Origin of the sequence: Euzebyella marina (genome assembly GCF_014855515.1) — a bacterium.
Classification (GTDB): Bacteria; Bacteroidota; Bacteroidia; order Flavobacteriales; family Flavobacteriaceae; genus Euzebyella; species Euzebyella marina.
Map to the genome: position 1 here is coordinate 151,751 of NZ_JACYFK010000005.1, position 24,643 is coordinate 176,393.

General features: G+C 39.5%; 15 protein-coding genes. 9 read left to right on the top strand and 6 right to left on the bottom strand.

Going from position 1 to position 24,643, the window contains the following annotated elements:
- The first annotated feature begins 7 nt into the window (after positions 1 to 7).
- On the top strand, positions 8 to 388 hold the full coding sequence (locus tag IL356_RS17935) for a RidA family protein (RefSeq protein ID WP_121849476.1): 381 nt from the start codon (positions 8 to 10) through the stop codon (positions 386 to 388).
- A gap of 49 nt (positions 389 to 437) precedes the next feature.
- Here the strand turns inward: IL356_RS17935 and IL356_RS17940 are convergent, their stop codons facing one another.
- The 4 genes from IL356_RS17940 to IL356_RS17955 all read right to left on the bottom strand — a co-directional run bounded on the left by IL356_RS17940 (position 438) and on the right by IL356_RS17955 (position 8,059).
- Positions 438 to 1,289 carry an N-acetylglucosamine kinase gene (locus IL356_RS17940; RefSeq protein WP_121849477.1) on the bottom strand — a complete coding sequence of 284 codons (852 nt, stop codon included), beginning with the start codon at positions 1,287 to 1,289 and terminating at the stop codon, positions 438 to 440.
- 78 nt (positions 1,290 to 1,367) lie between these two features.
- Complete coding sequence (gap, locus tag IL356_RS17945; RefSeq protein WP_121849478.1) at positions 1,368 to 2,369, bottom strand: type I glyceraldehyde-3-phosphate dehydrogenase; 1,002 nt, start codon at positions 2,367 to 2,369, stop codon at positions 1,368 to 1,370.
- A 22-nt stretch (positions 2,370 to 2,391) separates the two neighbouring features.
- A complete protein-coding gene (gene pfkA / locus IL356_RS17950; RefSeq protein WP_121849479.1) occupies positions 2,392 to 3,378 on the bottom strand; it encodes a 6-phosphofructokinase in 987 nt (328 codons plus the stop codon).
- A 250-nt stretch (positions 3,379 to 3,628) separates the two neighbouring features.
- Complete coding sequence (locus tag IL356_RS17955) at positions 3,629 to 8,059, bottom strand: translocation/assembly module TamB domain-containing protein (protein ID WP_240467945.1); 4,431 nt, start codon at positions 8,057 to 8,059, stop codon at positions 3,629 to 3,631.
- Positions 8,060 to 8,150: 91 nt separating this feature from the next.
- Here IL356_RS17955 and tsaD point away from each other — a divergent pair, with 91 nt between their 5' ends.
- The 8 genes from tsaD (at position 8,151) to IL356_RS17995 (ending at position 22,293) form a co-directional block, all read left to right on the top strand.
- Positions 8,151 to 9,182, top strand: coding sequence for a tRNA (adenosine(37)-N6)-threonylcarbamoyltransferase complex transferase subunit TsaD (tsaD, locus tag IL356_RS17960; RefSeq protein WP_121849480.1), 1,032 nt, complete (start codon positions 8,151 to 8,153; stop codon positions 9,180 to 9,182).
- 3 nt (positions 9,183 to 9,185) lie between these two features.
- Positions 9,186 to 9,893, top strand: a complete 708-nt coding sequence (locus IL356_RS17965; RefSeq protein ID WP_121849481.1) for a 16S rRNA (uracil(1498)-N(3))-methyltransferase — start codon at positions 9,186 to 9,188, stop codon at positions 9,891 to 9,893.
- A gap of 164 nt (positions 9,894 to 10,057) precedes the next feature.
- Positions 10,058 to 10,705 (top strand): DUF4159 domain-containing protein, encoded by a 648-nt coding sequence (locus IL356_RS17970; RefSeq protein WP_121849482.1) that lies wholly within the window; start codon positions 10,058 to 10,060, stop codon positions 10,703 to 10,705.
- Positions 10,706 to 10,749: 44 nt separating this feature from the next.
- A complete protein-coding gene (locus tag IL356_RS17975; protein WP_121850742.1) occupies positions 10,750 to 11,850 on the top strand; it encodes an AI-2E family transporter in 1,101 nt (366 codons plus the stop codon).
- Positions 11,851 to 11,857: 7 nt separating this feature from the next.
- Complete coding sequence (locus tag IL356_RS17980) at positions 11,858 to 13,036, top strand: class I SAM-dependent methyltransferase (protein WP_121850741.1); 1,179 nt, start codon at positions 11,858 to 11,860, stop codon at positions 13,034 to 13,036.
- A gap of 501 nt (positions 13,037 to 13,537) precedes the next feature.
- Positions 13,538 to 16,786: a SusC/RagA family TonB-linked outer membrane protein gene (locus IL356_RS17985; protein WP_225621549.1), complete on the top strand. Its 3,249-nt coding sequence runs from the start codon at positions 13,538 to 13,540 to the stop codon at positions 16,784 to 16,786.
- 66 nt (positions 16,787 to 16,852) lie between these two features.
- The gene (locus tag IL356_RS17990; protein ID WP_121849484.1) at positions 16,853 to 18,598 is read left to right on the top strand and encodes a RagB/SusD family nutrient uptake outer membrane protein; all 1,746 of its coding nucleotides are present in this window, start codon (positions 16,853 to 16,855) and stop codon (positions 18,596 to 18,598) included.
- A gap of 113 nt (positions 18,599 to 18,711) precedes the next feature.
- The gene (locus IL356_RS17995) at positions 18,712 to 22,293 is read left to right on the top strand and encodes a VCBS repeat-containing protein (RefSeq protein WP_121849485.1); all 3,582 of its coding nucleotides are present in this window, start codon (positions 18,712 to 18,714) and stop codon (positions 22,291 to 22,293) included.
- Positions 22,294 to 22,342: 49 nt separating this feature from the next.
- Here IL356_RS17995 and IL356_RS18000 read toward each other — a convergent pair whose 3' ends face one another.
- Positions 22,343 to 23,749 carry a sulfatase family protein gene (locus tag IL356_RS18000; protein WP_225621550.1) on the bottom strand — a complete coding sequence of 469 codons (1,407 nt, stop codon included), beginning with the start codon at positions 23,747 to 23,749 and terminating at the stop codon, positions 22,343 to 22,345.
- A 99-nt stretch (positions 23,750 to 23,848) separates the two neighbouring features.
- The gene (locus IL356_RS18005) at positions 23,849 to 24,583 is read right to left on the bottom strand and encodes a carboxylesterase family protein (protein ID WP_121849486.1); all 735 of its coding nucleotides are present in this window, start codon (positions 24,581 to 24,583) and stop codon (positions 23,849 to 23,851) included.
- Positions 24,584 to 24,643: the final 60 nt, after the last annotated feature.

The window sequence follows — 24,643 nt, forward strand, 5'->3', positions numbered from 1 at the left end:
CGCTCGAATGAAAACAATTATCAATACCGAGAATGCACCCGCCCCCATAGGCCCATACAACCAAGCTGTTCTAAGTGGAAATACCCTATATATTTCAGGTCAAATTCCTATTGATCCGGTTTCTGGAAATTTAGTAGAAGGAGATATAAAGCTAGAGGCAAAACAATGCATGGAAAACCTGAAAGCGATTTTGAATGCTGCTGATATGGGTTTTGATAATGTTGTGAAAAGTAGCATATTTCTTGCCGACATGAACAAGTTTAGTTCTGTTAATGAAGTATACGGTTCCTACTTCGATGAAGCTACCGCCCCGGCAAGAGAAACCGTAGAAGTAGCAAATCTGCCCAAGTTCGTCAACGTAGAAATTTCGATGATTGCCATAAAATAAAAAAGGCCCTTCATTTGGGCCTTTTACTTACTGTATCGGAAATAAAGACTTAAAGGGTTTCCCTGTGAAACTCCATCAAGCCCTCTATCGGTCTCTGTCTTATAACACCGACGATTAAATCATTTCTTTCTAGCACGGTAGTCAACTCATCCTTTAAATAATGAGCTATACTACCAACAAAGTTAATTGGCACTTTTGTGGCCAATTCAAATTGCATGATGTAATTATTGACAAACTGCTGAAAACCTTTGTCTATCACTCCTTTGGAATAAGGGTGGTTTTTGTTTTCAATCAGAAATCTCGCAAAGGTGGCCAAATAAGTATTGGGGTTTGGCTGTTTGTAAAGATTCTCTTTGATGACATCTGGATCAAGATCATACTCCTTGGCAAATTTAAGGGCCAAGTCTTGAGGGATTTTGTGAAAGTAGTAATCTCTTATCAGCTTACGCCCAAAGAAGTTACCACTACCATCATCCATCGGAATGTACCCAAGAGAAGTCACCTTTTGAATAAGTTGATGCCCATCGTAATAGCTACAGTTGGAACCTGTACCCAAAATACAGACGATACCTTGGTGACCAATTTTAGTGGTTGAAAAAATAGCCGCATAGGTATCTTCTTTCACATCGGCAATGGCATTCGGAAAGAAATCTTTAAAGATGTTCTTTAAAAATTTCTTCATTCTATCGGTTCCGCATCCGGCACCATAAAAATGCAAGCGCGTTACTTCCTTCCTATTTCTAGAAAGTTCAAAATTATTGGCTAAGCGATCTTCAATCACTTCGCGGGTCAACACTTCTGGGCTCAGGCCCAATGTCTGTGTCAAAAATAGCTGGTCGCCCTTTTCGTCAAGAGCGATCCAATCTGATTTCGTCGCGCCGCTATCTACAATTAAAATCATAAAATCAGTTTAAAAAAGAATCCTGAAAATAAGCAAAAATCGCTCACTTTCAGGATTTCCATATACAACTCTTTAAAATTAAACGCTAGCAACGTGTTGCACCATATCTACCATTTTGTTGGAGAAACCGGCCTCATTATCGTACCAGCTAACCAATTTGTAGAATCTTGAGTTCAACTCTATACCTGCACCAGCGTCGAAGATGCTAGTTCTTTTATCGCTAACGAAATCTTGAGAAACCACTGCTTCCTCAGTGTAGCCCAAAATTCCTTCCAATTCACCCTCAGAGGCTTCTTTGAATGCTTTTTTGATTTCGTCGTAAGAAGTCTCTTTTTCAAGTTTTACGGTCAAGTCAACAACAGAAACGTCTGCCGTAGGAACCCTAAATGCCATACCTGTCAATTTACCTTCCAAGGCTGGTATTACTTTAGTAACCGCCTTTGCAGCACCGGTAGCAGCTGGAATAATGTTCAACATGGCGCTTCTGCCACCTCTCCAATCTTTTTTAGAAGGTCCGTCTACGGTCATTTGCGTAGCTGTAGTAGCGTGTACGGTCGTCATTAAACCTTCTTCGATACCGAAGTTATCGTTCAACACTTTGGCCAATGGTGCCAAACAGTTAGTTGTACAAGATGCATTTGAAACGATGGTATCAGAAGACTTTACTTCTTTATGGTTTACGCCCATTACGAACATTGGCGCATCTTTAGAAGGCGCTGAGATCACGACTTTCTTCGCGCCACCATCAATGTGGTACTGAGCAGTCTCAAGAGTTGTGAATATACCAGTACATTCAGCAACTATTTCTACGCCAACAGCATCCCACTTAATATTTTTAGGGTCGCGCTCAGCGGTAATTCGCACTGTGGTTCCGTTCACCACCAAATTACCATCTTTTACCTCTACGCTACCTTCGAATTTTCCGTGTACAGAATCGTACTTTAAAAGATAGGCCAAGTGCTCAACATCTAAAAGATCATTAATAGCTACTACCTCAACCCCTTCTCTTCTAACGGTTTCCCTAAAGACCAATCTTCCAATTCGTCCGAATCCGTTAATTCCTATTTTTAAATTTGACATGTGTTCTTGTTTTTAGGATTAATTATGTTGTCATTATTTCGGATACCCTAATGAGCTCCTTATCAATTTTGGTATGCCCCTTGATTGCCTTGCTGATCGGGGTCAAAATAATCTTATTGTTCTGAACGCCCACCATAAAATTGGTCTGGCCCTCCAATAGGCTTTCAACAGCCTTTACTCCCATTCTACTGGCAAGTACCCTATCGTAACACGAAGGTGCCCCACCTCTTTGCATGTGGCCCAAAACGGAAACCCTTACATCGTATATTGGTAAATGCTCTTCAACGTATTCTTTTAATTCGAAGACGCTTTTTCCCGTTTTATCACCTTCGGCAACCACTACGATACTTGATGATTTACCGGACTTCTTACTTCTCTTCAAAGATTCCAATAAACGCTCCAGACCTCGGTTTTGCTCTGGTATCAAAATCTCTTCGGCACCCGCACCGACACCTGTATTTAACGCAATATGGCCTACATCTCGGCCCATCACCTCTACAAAGAACAATCTGTTGTGCGAACTTGCCGTATCTCGAATCTTGTCAATTGCCTCAACAACGGTATTCATTGCGGTATCATACCCTACCGTATTGGAGGTACCGAATATATCGTTGTCTATCGTACCGGGGATACCTATTATGGGAAAGTGGTATTCTTGGCCAAAAATCATGGCACCCGTAAAACTTCCATCTCCACCAATAACTACGAAAGCATCTATACCTTCTGCTATTAATTGGTCATATGCCTTTTTACGGCCTTCCGGGGTTCTAAAGTCATCACAACGGGCCGATTTTAAAATCGTTCCTCCCTTATTTATAATATTGTTTACACTACGCGCATCCATTGGTTTAAAGTCACCCTCAATCATACCCTGATACCCTCTGTAGATGCCCACGCAATCTACCTTCATATAGGCACAGGTGCGAACGACTGACCGGATGGCTGCGTTCATGCCCGGAGAATCACCTCCAGACGTTAGTACACCTATCTTTTTTATCTCTGAAACCATTAAAAAAAACTAAGTTGCAATAATAACAAACTTATTTGAAATTTGGAGCCAGATGAATATCAAATTTACATCAAAGATTGTTACGAAAACGTTTTAAAAATTGAGGTTTCCGTAGGAATTTTAGAATATGTTACCAGCAAATATCACTAAAACAACTTATTACTAGTATTTTGCATTTTTCGGCAGTTATCTGCAACCTGATTCTTGCCTTCTATTTCACAATTACTTAGTCGCAAAAGAAGTCTAAAGTTTACTTTAAGTTTTTGCCTTTAGGATAGAATCGCAAAAGACTATCCCTACCCATAACGGCTGTCGGGGTTGCGCTGGTAGATGGCAGATTTTTCTTGGGCTCTTCTTTGGGTTCTTTTCTTAACAACGAACGAAAGAGCTCTCTAAAGCTATTAAAATCGACCTCATATTGAAGACCTACGCCTTGCGTATAACCAAACCGATCTGCCAGATATTCTTGAATCTCATTCTCACGATTGAAAAACTTGGCACTTAACGTACCCTCTTCGTTTAACAAGAGCTGAATTTCAAAATTTCCGGCAACCACGGTTTCCGTTGTTCCGCCGACCGGTACACCTACTTTTCCATTAAAAAGTAGCCGATCGCTAATTTGTGTGCTTACGGTAAAACCGATTCTGTTTTCAGTTTGAAAATCGGCGTTTCGATCCAATATGCCCTGTTCATACGATAAACCCAAGTTGAACTTATCATTTTCCCCCAATACTTGGTTCAATAGTCCTGAGGCACTTTGTAATAAATTACCAGTCACGGCTTGTTGATTAATACCTGTCTGGTCATTGACAAAAGAGCCTTGTGCCAGCAAGAAAAGGGCGTTCTGCTCTTCAACAGTAGGATCTTGTAATCGATATTGTAATTCAGACTGAATAATAGAGTTGGTACCGGGAAAATCGATGTTAAACTCTATATCAGGGCTCTCCAGGTCATCGGTCAATTTGATGACCACCTCAGTAGGTATTCGTCGGGTATAACCGGGATTGTCCAATAGTGGTGCCGGGTTGGCGTTCAAAGAGTAAACGGCTTCCAAATCTAACGTTGCTTTTAAAGGCTCTCGATCCCATACAATGGTACCCCCAGGTTTCACCTGAAAGGTCTTATTGATTACACCACCAAATTTGTAATTATATTGACCGTTCACTACAACGAAATCTCCATACATCTCGAACGCCCCCCTAGTATTGATCCTTATCAACAAAATTCCGACCCCACTACCCTTTAATGAACTGCCCGTTTTGGTGTCGGTTACTATTTCAACCTCAGCATCTGGTGTTACGTCTAAATCAAATGTCAGCTCGAGGCCCTGAAACTCGTCTATTACCCTTGTTTCCTCTATAGTATTGTGTCCATTTTTACCAACAAAATTTATAAACGAATAATCGCCTATCGAAGCGACATCACTTAGAGGTATTTTTAACGAAGTTCCTGCTGCGGTACTACCTTCGACATTTATATTAAGGGCATTGGTCGGGCCGAATATTCTACCTTTGCCGTTTAGATAGCCCGTACCATAATACAGAACCTCTTCCTCATATTCCGTATTAAGTATTAATAAAGGATTGTCATTGGTATCAACATTCAAATCAAGCAACCAGTTATCAAAAAAAGAATGGCTGATCGTACCGTCTAGGGTTGCCTTCGTTTTTTTATCAACGTCTGTGACCCTGATCTGATCAAAATCAAAGGTCTGCTTCGTCAAGTTCACCCTTGAATTCTGCGCAAAGTCATAATCAACGTTTAAATACGGTATTCCTAAGCCTGCATTATCTAAAGTAAGTATTCCACTAAAATCCGGATTGTTAACTGGCCCATCAATACGAGCGTTACCGCTGACATCTCCGCGAATATTACTTAGTATATCCTCACCTAAAGGAGCAAAGGGTTCTAAATCAAAACCGTCGAAATTCACTAATAATTTAGCCTCGGGCATATCACCCTGATTTAGAATATTACCGACAATACCCAGCTTTTCACGGCCCTTATCGGTTATTTGGGAGTTGACCACGAAATCGGTCAAATCTTTATTACCCACAATACCCAACGACAAATCACCCAAACGGATATCGTTTATCGAAAAATCTTCTACTCCTAAATTTGAGGAAGGCAAGTAAACATTGTCTTTTTGTAGAATATTCAAAGTACCATTGACCTCCCCTTGTAACTTTAAGCTATCAATGGCCGGTGTAATCTTATTCAAGGATACAATCTTGAACTGTAACTGAAGATCTTTGTAAGTCGAGTCAGCCAACTCTCCCCTGAGCCTAATTTGCTCCTCTTCACTATTGTTCATAACAATTTCTTCAATACTAATACTATCTAAGGTTCTATTGAGAACGACTTTGTTCTTATCATTGCCCTCTTTGTTCAGCACCCAAGTATTCCCCTTAAAACTAACATCAGAAGTTTTCAGACCGATAACCGATTTATTCTCTTTGTTAAAAGTGTGATAGAAATTAAGATTATAACTATCGTTTAGGTTGCTACCCCCTTTGAATTCGGTTCTAAAGAACAAAGTGTCTTTCAAAGTGGTATTTATCAGCCTAAAATCTTTAACATCGTAGTAATTTGTTTTCAAATCACCAACCGAAACAAACGTGTTGAAAAGCGGATTTTTGTTATCAATTCTAACATCAATACTATCGGCCTCGTTACCATAGGCGACGATACTTGGTGATTTAAAATTCAGTTTAAAATCACCATCATCGGCCACGATGTTACCCCTAATGAAAGTATTGGGGTCAAATTTCACTTCAGGAAAGAAAACATCAACAATCTTATTATAGATTTTAAAGTTAAAGGCCAACGATTGCCCTTTAGAAATGGTAAACGGTCGATAATTGGTGTAAATACTACCCAATGAGTTTTGCACCAGCTTACCGAGTTCACGAACCTTGAAGCTACCTTTCATATACCCGGTAATGATATCAGGGGAATTGATGTCTATAATGCGGGTAGAATCGTTTTCAAATTTGGAAGAAACTTTAAAGTCTTCGAAATAGTAGGTGTCATTTTTATTTTGAAAAACCGTTTTGGTAAAATTGATGTCACCCATCAAATTATCTAAAGTATTACCGGTAATGTTCATGTTGACATTACCCTTGAAGATGGAAATACTATCGTTGATGAAGTTCAGTTTTTTAAGGTCGGCATAATCAACAGAAGCAATGAAATTAAAGTCATTTCTATTTTCCCCAAAGTCTGCCAGCCCTTTAAAACTGAATTTTAAATTTTCGTCATTACTGATCAGCGTACCATCGAACAGTTGCTCTTTTAGAATACCACTCACCTTAATATCGGTGTACTCATAATTATTAAAAGATACCGAGTAAACCTCGCCAATTACCTCGGTATTCAAGGTTTCTTGCACAAAACCCTTACCCTCAACATTAAAATCAAGGGTGGCCTTGCCTAAACGCTTATTTTCTACAAAATCACCTAAATCAAAGTCAATCAAAGAAACAAAACCTTCATAGGTGGCATTATCGATATTATTCACATTGGCTAGCTCTAAATCAGCATAACTGCTACCAATGGCAGTGTTTAGGTTAACTTTGGCATCGATAGATGATTCTGTAATAAGAGCATCACCCCTAATAGTGAACTGACCTAGTTTTTGAAAGGAAGATGGTAAAGATTTACCCAAAATATTGGGCATTAATGACCTAAGTTCGTAATAACTCGAGGTAACATTTCTCATGTCGGCCTTCATGATAAAAGGGTCAGCACGACTAAAAAGATTTTTAAAATTGAAATCACCTCTGATGCCCGTATTATCCGACTGAAGAAACAGTTCTTCGGTGTTCAGGTCGTTTAATACACCGCTTACCTTGGTAGAAAAATTAACTTCTTTACCCCTCCCGAACTGATCATACAACAAATTGATTTCATCGAAGGCCACTGCCGAATCTTCAAAATCGGCCGTCAACTTAACCTTGTTCAGGAAATCGGCAAAGTCTTTTCGCTCATATTCAAAAATCAAATTTCCTTTCAAGTGCGAGCTATGAGTTCTTATGGACAGGGAGTCAAAGCTCATTTGCTGTTTCGTATACTTGAAATCAGTGGTCATGTGCTCAACATTGATTCCCCTTTGGCTTAAAAACGCCATTTCTTCAATAGAGACACTAACTTCTGGTCCCAAAATCTGAAAATCATTTGCACCGATATTCAACTCGGCAAAATTGAGCATTTCTTCAGTCTCCCTATTTTCATCCAACAGGCGAAAAGTACTGTTGGCGATATTAACGCGAGAAGAAGAAAAGAAAAATGGTTGTGTGCCCGGTTTTCTCGGCTGCCCATCATCAAGCTTATCGATAAAGACCTCTAGATTGGTATTCTTATCATCTCGATAAGTTTTCAGTTTAAAATCGAGCTTCTCAATATCAATATCACCAAATTCTAATTGACCGTTGACCAAATTTCTAATGCTCAAAACCGAGGTGGTAAGCCTATCGATGTAAAAAAGAGTGTCTTTTTTATAATCCTCGATAAAAACACCTTCCAAATTAGTGTCCCAAGAAATCAAGGAGACTCTTAGCTTATCGATATTGATATTGACCCCAAAGTCTTTATTGATGGTATTTGTAGCATATTTAGCAAAGCTTGTTTGAACGAAAGGCAAAGAAAGCACCAGTGTACCTAGAACACAGATCAAAATGATCACCAGAACAGTTCTAACCAGTATTTTTCTTAGTTTTTTGATAGGATCAATATGTTTTACCTTTGCTCATCCAACTTTTATTCCAAACTCGGTGGAAAAAGAACCAATTTACATCCTTGCCATTGAATCATCATGTGATGATACATCGGCCGCAATACTGAACCATAAAAATGTGCTCAGCAACATAACCGCATCACAAAAAATTCATGAGGAATATGGGGGTGTCGTACCTGAACTCGCTTCACGGGCACATCAGCAAAATATTGTACCCGTAGTGCATCAAGCTTTGAACAAGGCAAATATCGACAAAAAACTTATATCGGCCATAGCTTTTACGAGGGGGCCGGGCTTAATGGGATCTCTTTTAGTAGGCACTTCATTTGCAAAATCTCTTGCCCTTGGACTCGACGTGCCGCTCATTGAGGTAAACCATATGCAAGCACATATTTTGGCCCATTTTATTGAAGGTCAAGAAGACGGCATACCAGAGTTTCCTTTTCTTGCGATGACCATTAGTGGTGGCCACACCCAAATCGTTCTTGTAAAGGATTATTTTGACATGGAAATACTTGGCGAAACTTTGGATGATGCCGTGGGTGAAGCTTTTGACAAAAGCGCCAAAATTTTAGGCTTACCTTACCCTGGCGGGCCGCTAGTTGACAAATATGCCAAAGAGGGAAATGCCGATGCATTTCAATTTCCAAAACCAAAGGTCGAAGGACTCAATTTCAGCTTTAGCGGATTAAAAACAAGTATTCTTTATTTCATTCAAAAAGAGACCGCTAAAAACCCGAATTTCATTGAAGAAAACTTAGTTGATATCTGCGCCTCCATACAGAAAACAATCATTGGTATTTTAATGGACAAATTGAAAAAAGCAGTCAAGCAGACCGGAATTAAAAATATTGCCATCGGAGGTGGCGTTTCTGCCAATTCGGGCATTCGCAATGCCCTTCGAACGGCCGAAAAAAATCGAGGATGGAAAACTTACATTCCAAAATTCGAATACTGCACCGACAATGCCGCCATGATTGGTATTGTTGGTTACCTAAAATTCAACGAGATGGATTTTACCAACCAATCAGTTAGCGCAAAGGCACGATACAAGATAACCCAAAATTAAATCATGCAGCTTTTTTACCACCCTCATCTCGACCAAAGCGTATCGCAATTCACCTTTCCGGAAGAGGAAAGCAAACACATTGTAAGAGTTTTAAGAAAAAAAGCAGGTGACACCCTTAAAGTTACCAATGGCAAGGGCTTTCTATTTGAATCGACTATTGTGTCGGCTGAGCCAAAGAAGTGTGTTGCCGAAGTCACATCCTCTGAAAAACAACATCAAAAAATGCATTGGTTTCATATGGTGGTTGCGCCGACCAAGACCAACGACAGATTTGAATGGTTTCTAGAAAAAGCTACCGAAATCGGGGTCAATGAAATCACACCTATATTTTGCGAGCATTCAGAAAGAAAGAGCGTTAAAAAAGAACGTCTTGAAAAAGTCGTTCTCTCGGCAATGAAGCAAAGTTTAAGAACTTATTTACCCAAATTGAACGATGCTATTACTTTCTCTGAATTTATGGAGAGTGACAAAGGCGGACTTCTATTTATTGCTCATTGTGAGGATGAGGAAAAAGTAGACCTCAAAAGACGTGTTGCCCCTGACCAAGATATTACCATAATGATCGGTCCTGAGGGTGATTTTTCACACCATGAGATTAAGACTGCTTACGACAAAGGCTTCCTTCCCGTCTCCCTCGGTCATTATCGTCTAAGAACAGAGACCGCTGCCTTGGTAGCCTGCACAACCGTTAACCTTATCAATAATGGATAAACAACTTTCTAAAAGAGATTGTAACGAATTAGCTTACAAATAATTAAAATAAGAAAGGTGAACTATTAATTGAATTGAAAGGAATGCTGCTTCAAAATTATCAATCTAAACCGGTGCATTATTCATACATTTGATTATCAGGCCAAGGCTCAGACTTTAAGCAAATGAAATACTATTTATTATGGGTTTTTATTGCAACCCTGACTTTAAACTATAGTGCCGCTCAAGAAATTGCCGTATTAAAATATAATGGTGGGGGCGATTGGTACGCCAACCCAACTGCACTACCGAATCTAATTCGCTTTTGCAATACCAATTTAAAAACTACGATAGACGAGAAACCGGAAACCGTAGAAGCTGGCAGCAGCTCTATTTTTCAATTCCCGTTTCTTCATATGACCGGACATGGAAACGTTGTTTTTTCGGAAGAGGAAGCGGAGAATATAAGAACATATCTTTATTCAGGCGGTTTTTTGCACATAGATGACAACTACGGTATGGCCCCTTACCTTAAAAAAGCACTACAAACCATTTTTCCCGAAAAAGAGCTTGCAGAACTCGACCGAGAACATGCTATTTTCAACAGCGCCTACCCATTTCCCGACGGGTTGCCCAAAATTCATGAACACGATGGAAAGCGACCCCAGGCAATGGGCATTTTTCACGAGAACCGGCTAGTTTTGTTATTTACCACGGAAAGTGATTTAGGTGACGGATGGGAAGACCCCACTGTGCACAATGATCCGAAAGAAGTTAGAACGAAGGCACTGCAAATGGGGGCGAATATTATTTCATATGTTTTCAGGAATTGAGCAATATTAATTAATCAAATGCCATGGCGGAAGTAAATAAAAAAATTAGCTCTAAGATTATCTCCCAAGGTATATTACGAGCCGTTGGCATTATTTTGGGCATAGCGCTATTGCTATATTTTTTATGGAAGATTCAATCGGTAATAGCCTACTTGGCTTTTGCCGCAGTTATCGCTTTAATCGGAAGGCCAATTGTACTTTTCTTGCGCCGAAAATTGAGATTGCCCAATACACTGGCGGTCATTCTCACCATGTTGTTTATGGTAGCCATTTTAGCGGGAATCATATCTCTTTTCGTTCCCTTGATTTCCGAGCAAGGAAAGAATTTGTCGCTACTGGATATCAATAAATTACAAACCAACGTCAGAACACTTTACCTCGAGATTATGGATTATTTTGGGGCTACTCCAGAAGTAGTGGGCGAAATAATACAGGAAAGTGAACTGGAAAAAACAATCATCGACCGATTGGATATTGGGTTCATACCCAATTTCTTAAACTCCTTTTTAAATGTTTTAAGCTCTGCCAGCATCGGGCTGTTCTCGGTACTGTTCATTACTTTTTTCTTTTTAAAGGATAGCAAGTTGTTCCAAAGAGGCATTTTAGCCTTTGTTCCTCAAAATCGGGAAGCAGGAACCGTCAACTCCATGGAAAAGATCAACAATCTTCTATCGCGCTATTTCGTGGGGCTTTTGCTGCAAATTTTTATTCTTTTTGTCATTTACACCATTACGCTTTTGATTATTGGAATTGAAAATGCTATCGTAATCGCCTTTCTATGCGCTCTTTTCAACATCATACCCTATGTAGGCCCTCTTATTGGCGGAGCGATTATGATAGTACTAACCATGACCAGCAATTTAGGAATGGATTTCAGCACGGTAATCTTACCTAAAACAGGTTACGTTTTAATAGGTCTGGTGGTAGGTCAATTGGTCGATAATTTCTTCTCCCAGCCGTTTATTTTTTCAAACAGCGTTAAATCGCATCCCTTAGAAATATTCTTGATCATTATCATTGCCGGATTACTTTTTGGAGTCGTCGGAATGATAGTTGCAGTACCTGGATATACGGCAATAAAGGTGATTTTAAAGGAGTTTTTAGCAGAGAACAAGCTTGTTAAATCCCTCACCAAAACCTTATAGTCATATTTTGAATAAGAACATACTAAAATCTGGTGTTCAAGAATTTATAAGTAAAAAAAAGTCTACTGACATCATGTCAGTACTGCTTAAAAAACAATATTTTGATGGAATAGACAACAAAGAGCTGGCCGAGCAGATTGTGGCTAGAGAAAAGTGCCAGAAAAAACTTCCTACTTGGTTCAACAGTAAAGAAATTTATTACCCCAATAAACTAAATATTGAACAGACATCTTCTGAAACAACGGCCGAATACAAGTCTGATTTGGTCAGCGGAAAATCGCTCATTGATCTTACGGGCGGTTTCGGTGTCGACTCGTTTTATTTCAGTAATTCATTTGATAAAATTATTCACTGCGAGATTGACCAAGAGTTATCAAAAATTGTAGCCCATAATTATTTAAAACTCCAAAAAAAGAATGTAGAGACTATTAATGCAGACGGCATCGAGCACCTTCAAAAAAGCACTGAAAAGTTTGATTGCATTTATTTAGATCCGTCAAGGCGCGATGAATCACTCAACCGGGTTTTTCTTTTTTCTGATTGTTCACCTAACATTGTAGAAAATCTACCCCTGCTCTTATCAAAATGTCGAAAGCTACTGATCAAAACTTCACCCTTGATTGATGTATCTTCAGGTATGAGAGAATTGAATTCAGTAAAGCAGATACACATTGTAGCCGTTGATAATGATGTAAAAGAAATACTTTGGCTGATAGATAAAGGCGAAGAAACCGAAGTTGCTGTACATACGGTCAATTTTGTCAAGACCGAAATTCAAAAATTTTCTTTTCAGTTAGATACCGAAAGGCAAATATCAACTGAAACGTCAGAACCACTCACCTACCTTTACGAACCTAATGCAGCCATTCTGAAATCAGGTGCCTTTAAAAGCATTGCTCCAGTGTACAACTTAAAGAAACTGGCCACGAATACTCATTTGTATACTTCAAAATACAAGATGGATTTTCCCGGGCGGATTTTTAGGATTCAAAAAGTGATTCCGTTTCAGAAAAAAGCCATTATAAAAGAAGGAATAAAAAAGGCAAATGTAACTACCCGTAACTTTCCAGAATCTGTGGCGAAAATCAGACATAGATTCAAAATAAAAGATGGCGGAATAGATTACCTTTTTTTCACCACTCTTTCCAATGGCGATTTGGTCATTATTTTCTGTCTGAAAGAGTAATTTCCTTAATCTTCTCTTTCGCAATATCGAGAGTGTTCGTAACAATCTAGACATTAAAGAATGACAATTTTCAATTTTATAATTCAAATTGATTCTCGAAATTTCATTAACTTAAATTTGTAGGAAAATATACCTTAATTACCTCGATGAAGAATTTTCTTATCAATAGTGATATCCTCAAAAATATATCCCTTAAAATAGTACAAAACCAGTATTATCAGCGTATTGAAAGAATTCAATAAATTAATAGAGAAAATTTAAACTTTCCAAAAATCAAAATATCACAATTATCATCTTTATGATTCATAAAATTTTGTTATTATTACTCAAGTTTTAGGCTTTTGTTAACTTTTACCAAAAGTAATTTTAGCGATTGGCTTATAAACTAGACTCAATTAAAACTAACAAACAACACGTATTATGAATCAAAAATGCGATTACAATTCGTTAAAGTCCAAGGGGAGATTTTCCCTAGCAGGATTAGGACTTTTTTCGATTTTTATGCTGGGGTCACAAGTGACTTTAGCGAATCCTGAACCAACAGTTAGTGTTTCGGTAAGTATTTTTCAATCAACCGTATCAGGAACTGTTGTAGATAGTGAAGGTGTTCCCCTGCCCGGAGCCAATGTTTTTGAAAAAGGCACCACAAACGGGACCCAAACCGACTTTGATGGTAAATTTAGTTTAGAAGTCGATTCGCAAGCTACGCTTGTCATTAGTTATTTAGGCTTCAAATCACAAGAGGTAGCCGTCAATGGTCAAACAAGTATTAATATTACGTTGGCGGAAGACTCAGCTCAATTAGACGAGGTGGTTGTTACGGGTTATCAAACCGAAACAAAACGTGAGACCACAGCTGCGGTTTCCGTTGTTCAAGCTGAAAAATTAGCCGCCATACCATCGGGTAACGTCGAACAGCAGTTACAAGGTAGAGTTGCAGGTGTAACTGTCTTAACAAACGGACAACCAGGTACAACTAGCCAAATTAGAATTCGAGGGTTTGGTGCTTTCGGTGGTAATGAACCATTATATGTAGTTGATGGTCTACCGGTAGGAAACACTGAATTCTTAAACCCTGATGACATCGAGACTACAACAGTTCTAAAAGATGCGGCGGCAGCTTCTATTTATGGTGCTAGAGCCGCGAACGGGGTTGTTGTCTATACGACTAAATCTGGTTCAAGAGGTAAACGCAAAACTGAAATGACAATTAACATTTCTAGTGGTGTAAGCGACCCTAATTCTAATGGTGCAATAAAAACCCTAAGCCCTTATGACCAAGCGAGGTATACTCATATTGCCTACGAAAACAATGCTGCAGTAAGTGGTGATCCAGTAGAATACAATCACCCTCAGTACGGATCCAATCCAACACCGGTATTACCTGAGTATTTGTATGCAGATGGTCTGAACGGCGTGTCCGCCAGTGAAATCAATTTTGCCCAGATAGCTCAAAATTACGAAAATGACCCAGAGAACACTTTCTTGATTAAGTCGAACTTAGCTGGAACCAATTGGTATAAAGAGATTACCCGAATTGCCCCCATAAGCCGATTTTCTGTAGGTTTTAATGGCGGTACTGACAACGGTCGCTTTTACACTGGTATATCAGGTCAGACTCAAGCTGGTATATTATTAAACAATGATTTTGAAAGGTATACGGCCAGATTTAATTCTGAATGGGATATTGCTCCTTGGTTAAGCATCGGTGAGAATTTTCAGGCAACCTATAGGTCTGTAACTGGCGGCTTTGGTGGTGAAGGCGGTATCGGTGGCGCAGATGACGAATCCCGTATTACAGATGCTATTCGTATGTCTCAAATAATACCCGTTTATGATGAATTCGGAAGTTTTGCCAGTACGAAAGCGGCAGGTTTCGGTAACCCTAGAAACCCTGTGAGGGTTCTAAAAAATGATGATGGAAATGATCAAGCTTACGGAATCGGTGGAACCGGAAATGTTTATGTGCTTTTAAAACCTATCGATGGGTTAACGTTGCGCTCGAGCCTAGGAGGAAGCTATAATAATTCTCATTTTGTGGGTTATAGCTATAGATATCTTGGAGATGCAGAGCCTCAAGCAAACAATGGCTATAGTGAAGGAAGTAGCTACTTTTTTAGCTGGACTTTCACTAATACAGCTAGTTATGACAAATTGTTCGGCAAACACAGAATTAAAGCTTTGGTAGGCGTTGAAGCCTTAAATACCGGTAAAGGTAGAAATATTAACGGATCAGGCACCAACCCTTTTTCAACTGATGTTGATTTTCAAAGTCTGAGCGTTGTACAAAACCCTGTGGTCAACAGTAGCCAATTTAAAGGTGTTAACTTCTATTCCATTTTTGGTAAACTTGATTATAATTTTGATGAAAAGTATTATCTGACAGGCGTACTTCGTCGAGATGGTGCCTCCCGTTTTGGGGGTAACAACAGATACGGGGTGTTTCCTGCCGTATCCGGTGCTTGGAGGGTAATCGCTGAACCATTTATGCAAAACCAAGATTTTGTTTCAGATTTAAAAGTACGTGGTGGTTGGGGCCAAATGGGAAATTCCAACAATGTAAACCCTAACAATCAATATTCTTTGTATGCCTCTAATAGGGCTGGAACCTTTTATCAAACAACAGGTCAGGCCTCAGGCGCTGATGAAGGTTTTGCAGCTAGCCGAATTGGTAATCCAAATGCCAAATGGGAAACGAGTACATCTACAAACATAGGTTTTGATTTAAGTTTGTTTAACAATAGACTTGAATTTATCTTCGATTGGTGGAAAAAAGATACTGAAGACCTACTTTATCAATTGCCTTTACCTGGAGTAACTGGTAACTTTGCAGCAGCGCCCTCAGTAAATATTGCCAAAATGTCCAACAAAGGTGTTGATTTTGAAATCATTGGCAGGGGCAATCTAACTGAAGATTTTACTTTTGAAGCAAGTGTAACAGCGGCTTTCTTAAAAAATGAAATTGTCTCTTTGGCTCCTGGACTCGAATTTTTTGACGGACCAGCAGTTAGAGATATCGTTGCTACAAGAAATGCGGTCGGGCAATCGCTTTCTGCCTTTTATGGCTATAATGTGATTGGTTATTTTAATTCTCAGGCCGAAGTAGATGCCAATGTATATACCAACGAAGAAGGCCAGACTGTGCCCGCTCAAGATGGACAGGGTCTAGGGCGATTTAAGTATGAAGATGTAAATGGAGATGGAAGAATTACTCCGGACGATAGGAAATTTTTAGGAAGCCCTGTTCCTGACTTCACTGGAGGTCTAACCCTTAACCTTAAGTACAAGCAATTAGAATTCGAGACTTATTGGTACACTTCTATCGGTAACGAAATATGGAACCAAACCAAATGGTATACCGATTTCTATGGAACATTCGAAGGAGCTGCGAAAGGTACAGCTGCATTCAAGTCGTGGACACCTGAACTTGGTAATAATGCCGTAGCCCCTCGGTGGGAAAGCGCTTCTAATTTTAGTACCAATACCGTTGGCAATTCTTGGTATGTTGAAGATGGCACCTACGTGCGCTTACAACGTTTGGCTCTTTCTTATGACTTCAGAGATTTAACCGAAAGGCTAGGCCTTACAAAACTAAGAATAGGTTTAGCGGCCAATAATATCTGGACGATAACTAACTATGGCGGTATCGATCCCGGTGTGGGCGGTGGTGTTGATACCAATTTCGGTATTGACATTGGGAATTATCCAGTATCCCCACAATATCTGATTAACTTTGAAATTGGTATATAATCTCTAATCGATAAGAAATAATCATGATAATATCATATATAAAAACGATATATTTAGAAAATAGTTATGAAAACAAATAGAAATACTAACAGATTGATAATTGTATTGGTGACCATGCTTGGTTTTGGTTCGTCTTGCAGCGATGAGTTTTTGGAGGTCCCTCCTACTGGTGTACTAGCGGACGCCCAAGTAAGCACTGCCGATGGAATTGACGGACTATTGATTGGTGCATACTCAATGTTGAATGGGTATCTTACAGGAAATAGAGGTTCTACCCCGAATAATTGGTTAACTGGATCTATACTAGGAGGTGATGCCAATAAAGGTACTGATCCTGGTGATGGGGCTAATTTAGCTACTTTTCAAAGGTTTCAAGCTGATGCCACTTTTGCTGAAGTTAATGAGTTATGGAAAGCTCGGTATGAAGGAGTAAATCGCTGTAACGTAGTTTTGAGAACAGTCGCGGAAAACATAGATGTTCTGACTGCGGAGAAAAGTACCAGTGTTCAAGCACAAGCAAGAATGTTGCGAGGTCACTTTTATTTTGATTTGAAGAAGCAATTTAATAATATAGTTGTTTTTGATGAAAATGTGCCAACAGAAGAAATTCCGAACATTCCGAATAATGGAGACGCTTGGGCCCAAATTGAGGCAGATTTTCAATTTGCCTATGATAATTTGCCCGAACAAACCGATGCAGGAAGGGTAAACAAATGGGCCGCTGCCGCCTATATGGGTAAAGCAAAGCTATATCAGGGCAAATTTGACGAAGCAAAAGATTGGTTCGACGATTTTATAGCTAACGGCGTTAACTATAATGGTGAAAAATTCGCTTTAGAACCTAGCTATCCACAGATTTTTAATGCAGAAAATGACAATCATAATGAAACAGTTATGGATGTCGAATCTTCTAATGCCACAGGAAGTGTAAATAACTCAAACTGGTTTGATGACTTGAACTATCCATATCTAACAGGTGTTGAAGGGCCAGGTGATTGCTGTGGTTTCTTTCAACCTAGCTTTGAATTGGCCAACTCTTTCAGAACTACTCCAGAAGGTTTACCACTTCTTGATAAATCTTATAGAGATTCCGAAAATGAACTTGTTACGGATATGGGTGTTGCTTCCACTGCTGATTTTACGCCCGACAGTGGTCCTTTAGACCCAAGAATTGACTTTTCTATAGGTAGAAGAGATATCCCCTATTTAGGTTGGAAACCTCACCCTGGTCAAGCTTGGATTCGTGTTCAGAGCTATGGCGGCCCTTATTCTCCTAAGAAATTTGTTTACTATGCCGGTCAAGATGGATCATTTACTGATACCAGCTCATGGACAAGGGGTTACGCTACTATGAATTATCCTATCATTCGTTATGCCGATGTACTTTTAATGGCTGCGGAAGCAGAAATAGAAGCTGGAACCTTAGAACAAGCAAGAACTTATGTAAATTTAGTTCGGGCAAGGGCTGCAAACTCAGAATTTTGGATCAAGAACGATGATGGTAGTGATGCCGCCAACTATGTTATTGCCGAATATCCCGAATCGCAATTTGCAACTCCTGAATCTGCAAGAGAGGCAGTATATTTCGAAAGAAAACTTGAGCTTTCAGGCGAAGGACACAGATTTTTTGATTTAGTTCGTTGGGGTATTGCTGACGAAGAAATCAATGAATATCTTGATTACGAAGTACAATATTTACAAAGTGCTTATTCCGGTGCTCAATTTACACCTGGCAAAGATGAGTATAGAGCTATTCCACAAACTCAACTAGATTTACAACCTGGAGTACTAACTCAGAACCCTGGTTATTAATCAAATCCAATTTTTATAAAAAGCTGCCCCTTTTGGGGTGGCTTTTTTTGTTTCTTGCAGAGGCTTTGCCATATTTGCTTAAACTTTCAATTTAATTTCGATAATATTACTAGATGAAGCAATTCACGAATAAAGTAAGGCTAGGTTTTTACATTTTCGCATGCCTCGCGTTCATCCACTGTAAAGAAAAAAAGCCTACTTCTAGGTTCAGTTTGGTCGATTCAAAAGATTCAGGTATTATTTTCAACAATCAACTTACTGAGAACGACTCTATAAACATCATCGATAACGAATTCGTTTACAACGGTGCCGGAGTCGCTCTAGGAGACCTGAACGGTGATGGCTTAGATGACATCTTTTTTGCAGGAAACCAAGTTTCAAATAAGTTATTTTTAAATAAGGGCAATCTTAAATTCAAAGATGTTTCCCTTGAATCAAAAATAGAGAAGCGAGATACGCTTGAATGGTCTTCAGGTGTTTCACTTATTGACATCAATACTGATGGCAAACTTGATATCTACGTATGTAATACTTTTAGGAAAGAAGAACACTTACGAAAAAATTTGCTCTATATCAACCAAGGTAACAACCAAGAAGGTGTTCCGTATTTCAAGGAGGAGGCGGAAACTTATGGAATAGCAGATGATACTTACTCCTCACACGCACAATTTTTTGACTTTGACCAAGATGGCGATCTAGACCTTTTTATCGGGGTTAATCGAATTGAAGGTATTGATCCTACCCAGTTTAGACCACTTGATGATGACGGTACATCACTAAGCAAGGACAAACTCTATGAAAACACCTATAATGACAGCCTTCAAAAACAGGTCTTTATTGATGTCTCAGATAAGGCCGGAATTAAATACCATGGCTACAGTCACAGCACCATCATTAATGATTTCAATCAAGACGGCTGGTTAGATATTTATGTAGCGAATGATTTCTTAAGTAACGATTTGGTCTACATCAATAACCATGATGGCACATTTACCAATAGAGCAAGAGAGATGTTCAAACATTTCAGTCTATCATCAATGGGTAGCGATATAGCCGATATAGATAATAATGGCACTTTAGAGCTCTATACTACAGAAATGCAGCCTTACTATAACAAGAGAAAGAAACTTTTTCAAGGGCCTAGTAGCTACCAAAAAGAGATTTTTACAAAAAAGTACGATTACGAAAAACAATATACCCGCAACACCTTACAGACCAGCCAAGGGGTCAACCCCGATACCGGTCTCCCCATTTACGGAGAGATAGCAATGCACTCCAATGTAAAAGAAACTGATTGGAGTTGGACACCACTTTTTGCCGATTACGACAATGATGGATTGCAAGATCTTTTTATCACAAACGGATTCCCCAAAGACGTAACGGACAGAGATTTTGGCGATTTCAAGGCCGCCGCCAGCAGATTAGTAAGTAAACAAAAACTTATTGACGCTATTCCTGAAATAAAAATTCCAAATTTCATGTTTAGAAATTCTGGTCACTTGCAGTTTGATGATGTTACCGCTTCATGGGGGCTTAACTTCCCGACTTATTCGAGCGGAGCAGCCTATGGAGATTTAGATAATGATGGTGACCTAGACCTAGTAGTCAATAATATTAATGATAATGCCCTTCTACTAGAAAACCATACACAAGAATTAGATGGTGCCAACCACTTCTTAAGAGTGTTTTTAAAGGGATCAAATAAGAATCCTGCTGCTATTGGAACATTTGTAGAAATTTTTTCCGATAGTATAAGACAGAAAAAAATGCTCTTATCTGGGCGGGGGTATTTATCGCAACCAGAAAATATACTTCACTTTGGCCTAGGAACGAAAGACCAAATAGACAGTTTGCAGATAACATGGCCAAATGGGTTAAAACAGATTGTTACCAATTTCGGTATGGATACATTGCTTACTATTTCTTATGACGAAAGCAAAACCATTTCCAAGTCTTCTATTACTCAAAACAATCAGGCGATATTAAAAAATGTTGGAAAGAAGTATAATTTAGAACATTTAAGCAGAGATCATGACTTTATCGATTTCAACTTTCAAAGAACCATACCCCATAAGTTTTCACAATACGGACCATCCATAGCGATTGGTGATATAAACGGTGATTTCCTTGATGACATGTTCGTGGCAGCCAGCCGAAACTTTGAACAAAAATGGTTTATTCAACAAAAAGATGGCACTTTCAAACAAGAAGGTGTCGCCTACAAAAAATCTGAAAAATTGGAGGAGGAAGATGCAGGTACCTTGCTCTTTGATGCAGATAATGACGGTGATTTAGATTTGTACATTGCCAGAGGTTGTGCCCAGTACCCTGAGGGTCATGATTATTATCAAGACTTGCTCATGATCAATGATGGCAAAGGCAACTTTGAACAGTTGGATAATGCTTTACCCCATATGAAGGCGAACGCTTCAGCGGTAAAAGCCGCAGATTTTGATAGAGACGGCGATCTTGATCTCTTTGTAGGAAGCAGGGTATTACCATTTACCTACCCAAAAGCTGACCGTTCGTACATACTGCGTAACGATAGTTCTAGCGATGAAATTAAATTTACAGATGTCACTCAAGAAATAGCAACCGAATTATCATATCCTGGGCTGATCAGTGATGCCTTGTGGACGGATTTCAATGGTGATTCTTGGCCTGATTTAATTTTGGCCGGTGAATGGATGCCTTTGAGATTCTTTAAAAATGACAGAGGGAAACTAAGAGAGATTACTGAATCTACAGGCTTGGCCAACTATCTTGGTTGGTGGAATAGTTTGGCCTCAGCCGATATAGATAATGATGGAGATATAGATTATATCGCGGGCAATGTGGGTGAAAACATCAATTTTAAAGCGACCAAAGATGAGCCGGTCAGGGTATATGCAAAGGATCTGGATAACAACGGAACAGTAGACCCGTTAATTTCTTATTTCTTACGGGATAGCGTCGGTGTGAAAAAAGAGTATTTGTACCACCCGTGGCAAGATGTAACCAAGCAATACGTAGGCATTCGAAAAAAGTTCAATTCGTTTGGAGATTTTGGAGAATCGACCTTGCCTGAAATGTTTTCTGATGGCCTTTTGGATGATGCTACCGTTCTATCTATGAATTATATGAAAACCTCATGGATTGAGAATCTAGGCGATGGTCAATTCAAAATGCATGCTTTACCTGTCGAAACACAACTTGCTCCAGTTTATGGCATTCTGCCCTACGATTTCGAATCTGACGGAAACATCGATTTATTCCTCATTGGAAATGACTTTGGCATGGAGGTGCAACAAGGTCCCGCAGATGCCCTTGTCGGCGTGTCATTAAAAAATAATGGGAAAGGCAAATTCAGCACCCTACCATTAGAGAAAAGTCATTTTTTTGTACCGCGTGATGGAAAGAGTATTGCATCTCTAAATATTGCCAATTCTAGTAATCTAATTATTGCTTCACAAAACAATGACTCCCTAAGAACTTTTGAGCCGAACATTAAACTTCAAAAACAACTTATTCGCCTAGAGAACAACGAAGTGAAAGCAATACTTCACCTTTCTAGCGGAAAGACACAAATTCGCGAATTCTATTGGGGCTCTACTTTTCAGTCGCAATCCAGTCGTTATATTGAGCCTTCCGAATCGATTCGAAAAGTTGAATTATTCAATAATAATGGCGAATTGACCAGAACATTGGAAGATTAAAAAGATATCCTCCAAAGAAGAAGAAGAAAAGCCCCAAATTGGGGCTTTTTCAATACTCATTAGGGTGTTTATAATCGCCGTAACGATATTTAATGGTTCTTTTTAATGGTATCTGCATGCCGTCAGTAGCTTCTAACCAATCGTAAATAGCTGTAGACATTTCTTTAACGATTTCCTGTTTGTCGGGATCGGCAATCAGGTTGTACATTTCATCAGGGTCATTTTCCAAATCGTATAGTTCGTTTCGGTCCCAGATACCCTGAAATTTCATGTATTTGTATTTGTCGGTTCGCATACCAAAAACTGTTGGTGTCATTGGAAAATCGTATTCCCAAAAATATTCATAGAATACTTCTTTTCTTGATGACTCCTTTTCCCCTGAAAGGATTGGAATAAATGAAACCCCCGGCATATGCTCAGGTTTTTGAACACCGGCTTCGGCTAAAACGGTTGGGCCAATATCAATATTCTGTACCATAGCTTTAGGCTTCACTCCTCCCTCAAAAATATCAGGACATCTAACCAATAGCGGTACTTTTACCGATTCCTCATAAAAATGCCTCTTGTCGATAAGGCCATGTTCGCCCCAACTAAAGCCGTTATCACCCATATATATTACTAACGTAGATTCGTCTAGGCCTTCTTGTTTTAACCACTCCATTACGCTACCTATACTTTCGTCCACCCCCAGAAGAGTCTCACAATAATCGACCACCATTTCGTGAATATCACGATTCTCATGGTACATATAATCAACCCCATGCCAACTGACCCGTTGATCAGCGACCCATTGGGGCCATTTCAAATCTCTATACTTTCCTGTTTTGGTTTGGTCATAAGTTGATGGCAAGGCAATTTGTTTGCCCTTATACCTGCCTTTATGCCGGCGCGCAGGTTTAAATGCGGCATGTACCGCCTTATGTGAAAGGTAGAGAAAGAAAGGCTTCTTTTTATCCCGATTGTCAAGCCACTCCAAAGCGTGATCGGTAAGTAAATCGGTAATATAGGTAGAATCTTTATAAGCAACTCTTTCGCCGTTAATATTTAGGGTGGGGTTGTAATATACGCCTTGGCCAGGAAAACTTTCCCAATGACTGAAACCTGGTTGGGGTTCATCACCATGGTCGCCCATATGCCATTTTCCAAAAAAACCCGTCTGATACCCTGCTTTTTGGAGATACTGGGGAAAATAGGTGAGATTACCGGGATCTGGCGCCTGATTATCGACGATGGTGTGGTTATGTGAAAATTGACCTGTTAAAATTGATGCTCTACTGGGGGAGCATAAAGAAGTAGTAACAAAGGCATTGGAAAAGTAAGCGCCTTCAGAGGCAAGCTTATCCATATTTGGGGTTTCCAACCACGGAACCTTACCAGTGAACCCCATGTAGTCATACCTATGATCATCGGTTAAAATAAAGATGACATTTCGACGTTTCTTTTTAGTCTTAAGCATGGGGTCAGTTTTTGCTTGGAGCTGCATTGGTGCAAATACCATAAAAACAAGCCAAAGTTTGATGAAGTTCATAAGTTAATTGAGTTGGATTAAATCGTTTTAGTTTAAATTCTCTCGTGATTGTTGCATCAACCATTCGTAAAGTTCTTCGGTATTGTATGCCTGCACCCAAGAATCGTGGCCAACTCCAGGGTATTTGGTGAATCGAACATCATAGCCCATCGATTTCAGCTTACCGACCATCTCTTCCGACTCACTGATGGGTATCGATTCATCTTCTGTGCCATGAAAAACCCAAATGGAAGTTTTCTTGTCAATCCATGCGGCATAGGGCGCCGGGGCCATACCGCAAACGATAGCTAATGCAGCGAATTTTTCAGGATATTGAACGGCCATCTCCCATGCCGCTCCTCCACCCCTACTAAGGCCTGTAAGCAGTAACCTGTTTTTATCTATCCTATTATTCTCAACAATAGTGTCAAGAAGTTGGGCCAAAGCCCTGGTATTCCACCATTTCTTTCGGTGTGGATTTTGAGGTGCCAGTATCAAAAATGGAAACTTTTTGCCCCTGGCAATCAATTTTGGTGGTCCGTTTCGCTTTACGGTTACCAAGCTATCACCAGATTCTCCTCCCCCGTGCAAAAACAGTAATAACGGAAACTTTTTATCCGGCTCATCTTCATATTCTTCTGGGTAATAAAGATAATAGTCAAAATTTTCTTTAGTAACCGTTTCTTGTCTTGCATCAATGAGACGTGAAGACGATTGCGAAGCGCAACCTTGGGCAAACAATACTAAAATCAGGAGCAATACTAGAATTCTTGTTTTCAACATAGATGATGATTTGGGGAAAAACCGCAACCACGTTAAAGTACAAAGAAATAAAAATAGGTA

Excerpts from the sequence above, each read along its gene's own strand:
- IL356_RS17935 (WP_121849476.1), top strand. The coding sequence starts at position 8 with ATGAAAACAATTATCAATACCGAGAATGCACCCGCCCCCATAGGCCCA.
- IL356_RS17940 (WP_121849477.1), bottom strand. The coding sequence starts at position 1,289 with ATGATTTTAATTGTAGATAGCGGCGCGACGAAATCAGATTGGATCGCT.
- gap (WP_121849478.1), bottom strand. The coding sequence starts at position 2,369 with ATGTCAAATTTAAAAATAGGAATTAACGGATTCGGACGAATTGGAAGA.
- pfkA (WP_121849479.1), bottom strand. The coding sequence starts at position 3,378 with ATGGTTTCAGAGATAAAAAAGATAGGTGTACTAACGTCTGGAGGTGAT.
- IL356_RS17965 (WP_121849481.1), top strand. The coding sequence starts at position 9,186 with ATGCAGCTTTTTTACCACCCTCATCTCGACCAAAGCGTATCGCAATTC.
- IL356_RS17970 (WP_121849482.1), top strand. The coding sequence starts at position 10,058 with ATGAAATACTATTTATTATGGGTTTTTATTGCAACCCTGACTTTAAAC.
- IL356_RS17985 (WP_225621549.1), top strand. The coding sequence starts at position 13,538 with ATGCTGGGGTCACAAGTGACTTTAGCGAATCCTGAACCAACAGTTAGT.
- IL356_RS17990 (WP_121849484.1), top strand. The coding sequence starts at position 16,853 with ATGAAAACAAATAGAAATACTAACAGATTGATAATTGTATTGGTGACC.
- IL356_RS17995 (WP_121849485.1), top strand. The coding sequence starts at position 18,712 with ATGAAGCAATTCACGAATAAAGTAAGGCTAGGTTTTTACATTTTCGCA.
- IL356_RS18000 (WP_225621550.1), bottom strand. The coding sequence starts at position 23,749 with ATGCTTAAGACTAAAAAGAAACGTCGAAATGTCATCTTTATTTTAACC.
- IL356_RS18005 (WP_121849486.1), bottom strand. The coding sequence starts at position 24,583 with ATGTTGAAAACAAGAATTCTAGTATTGCTCCTGATTTTAGTATTGTTT.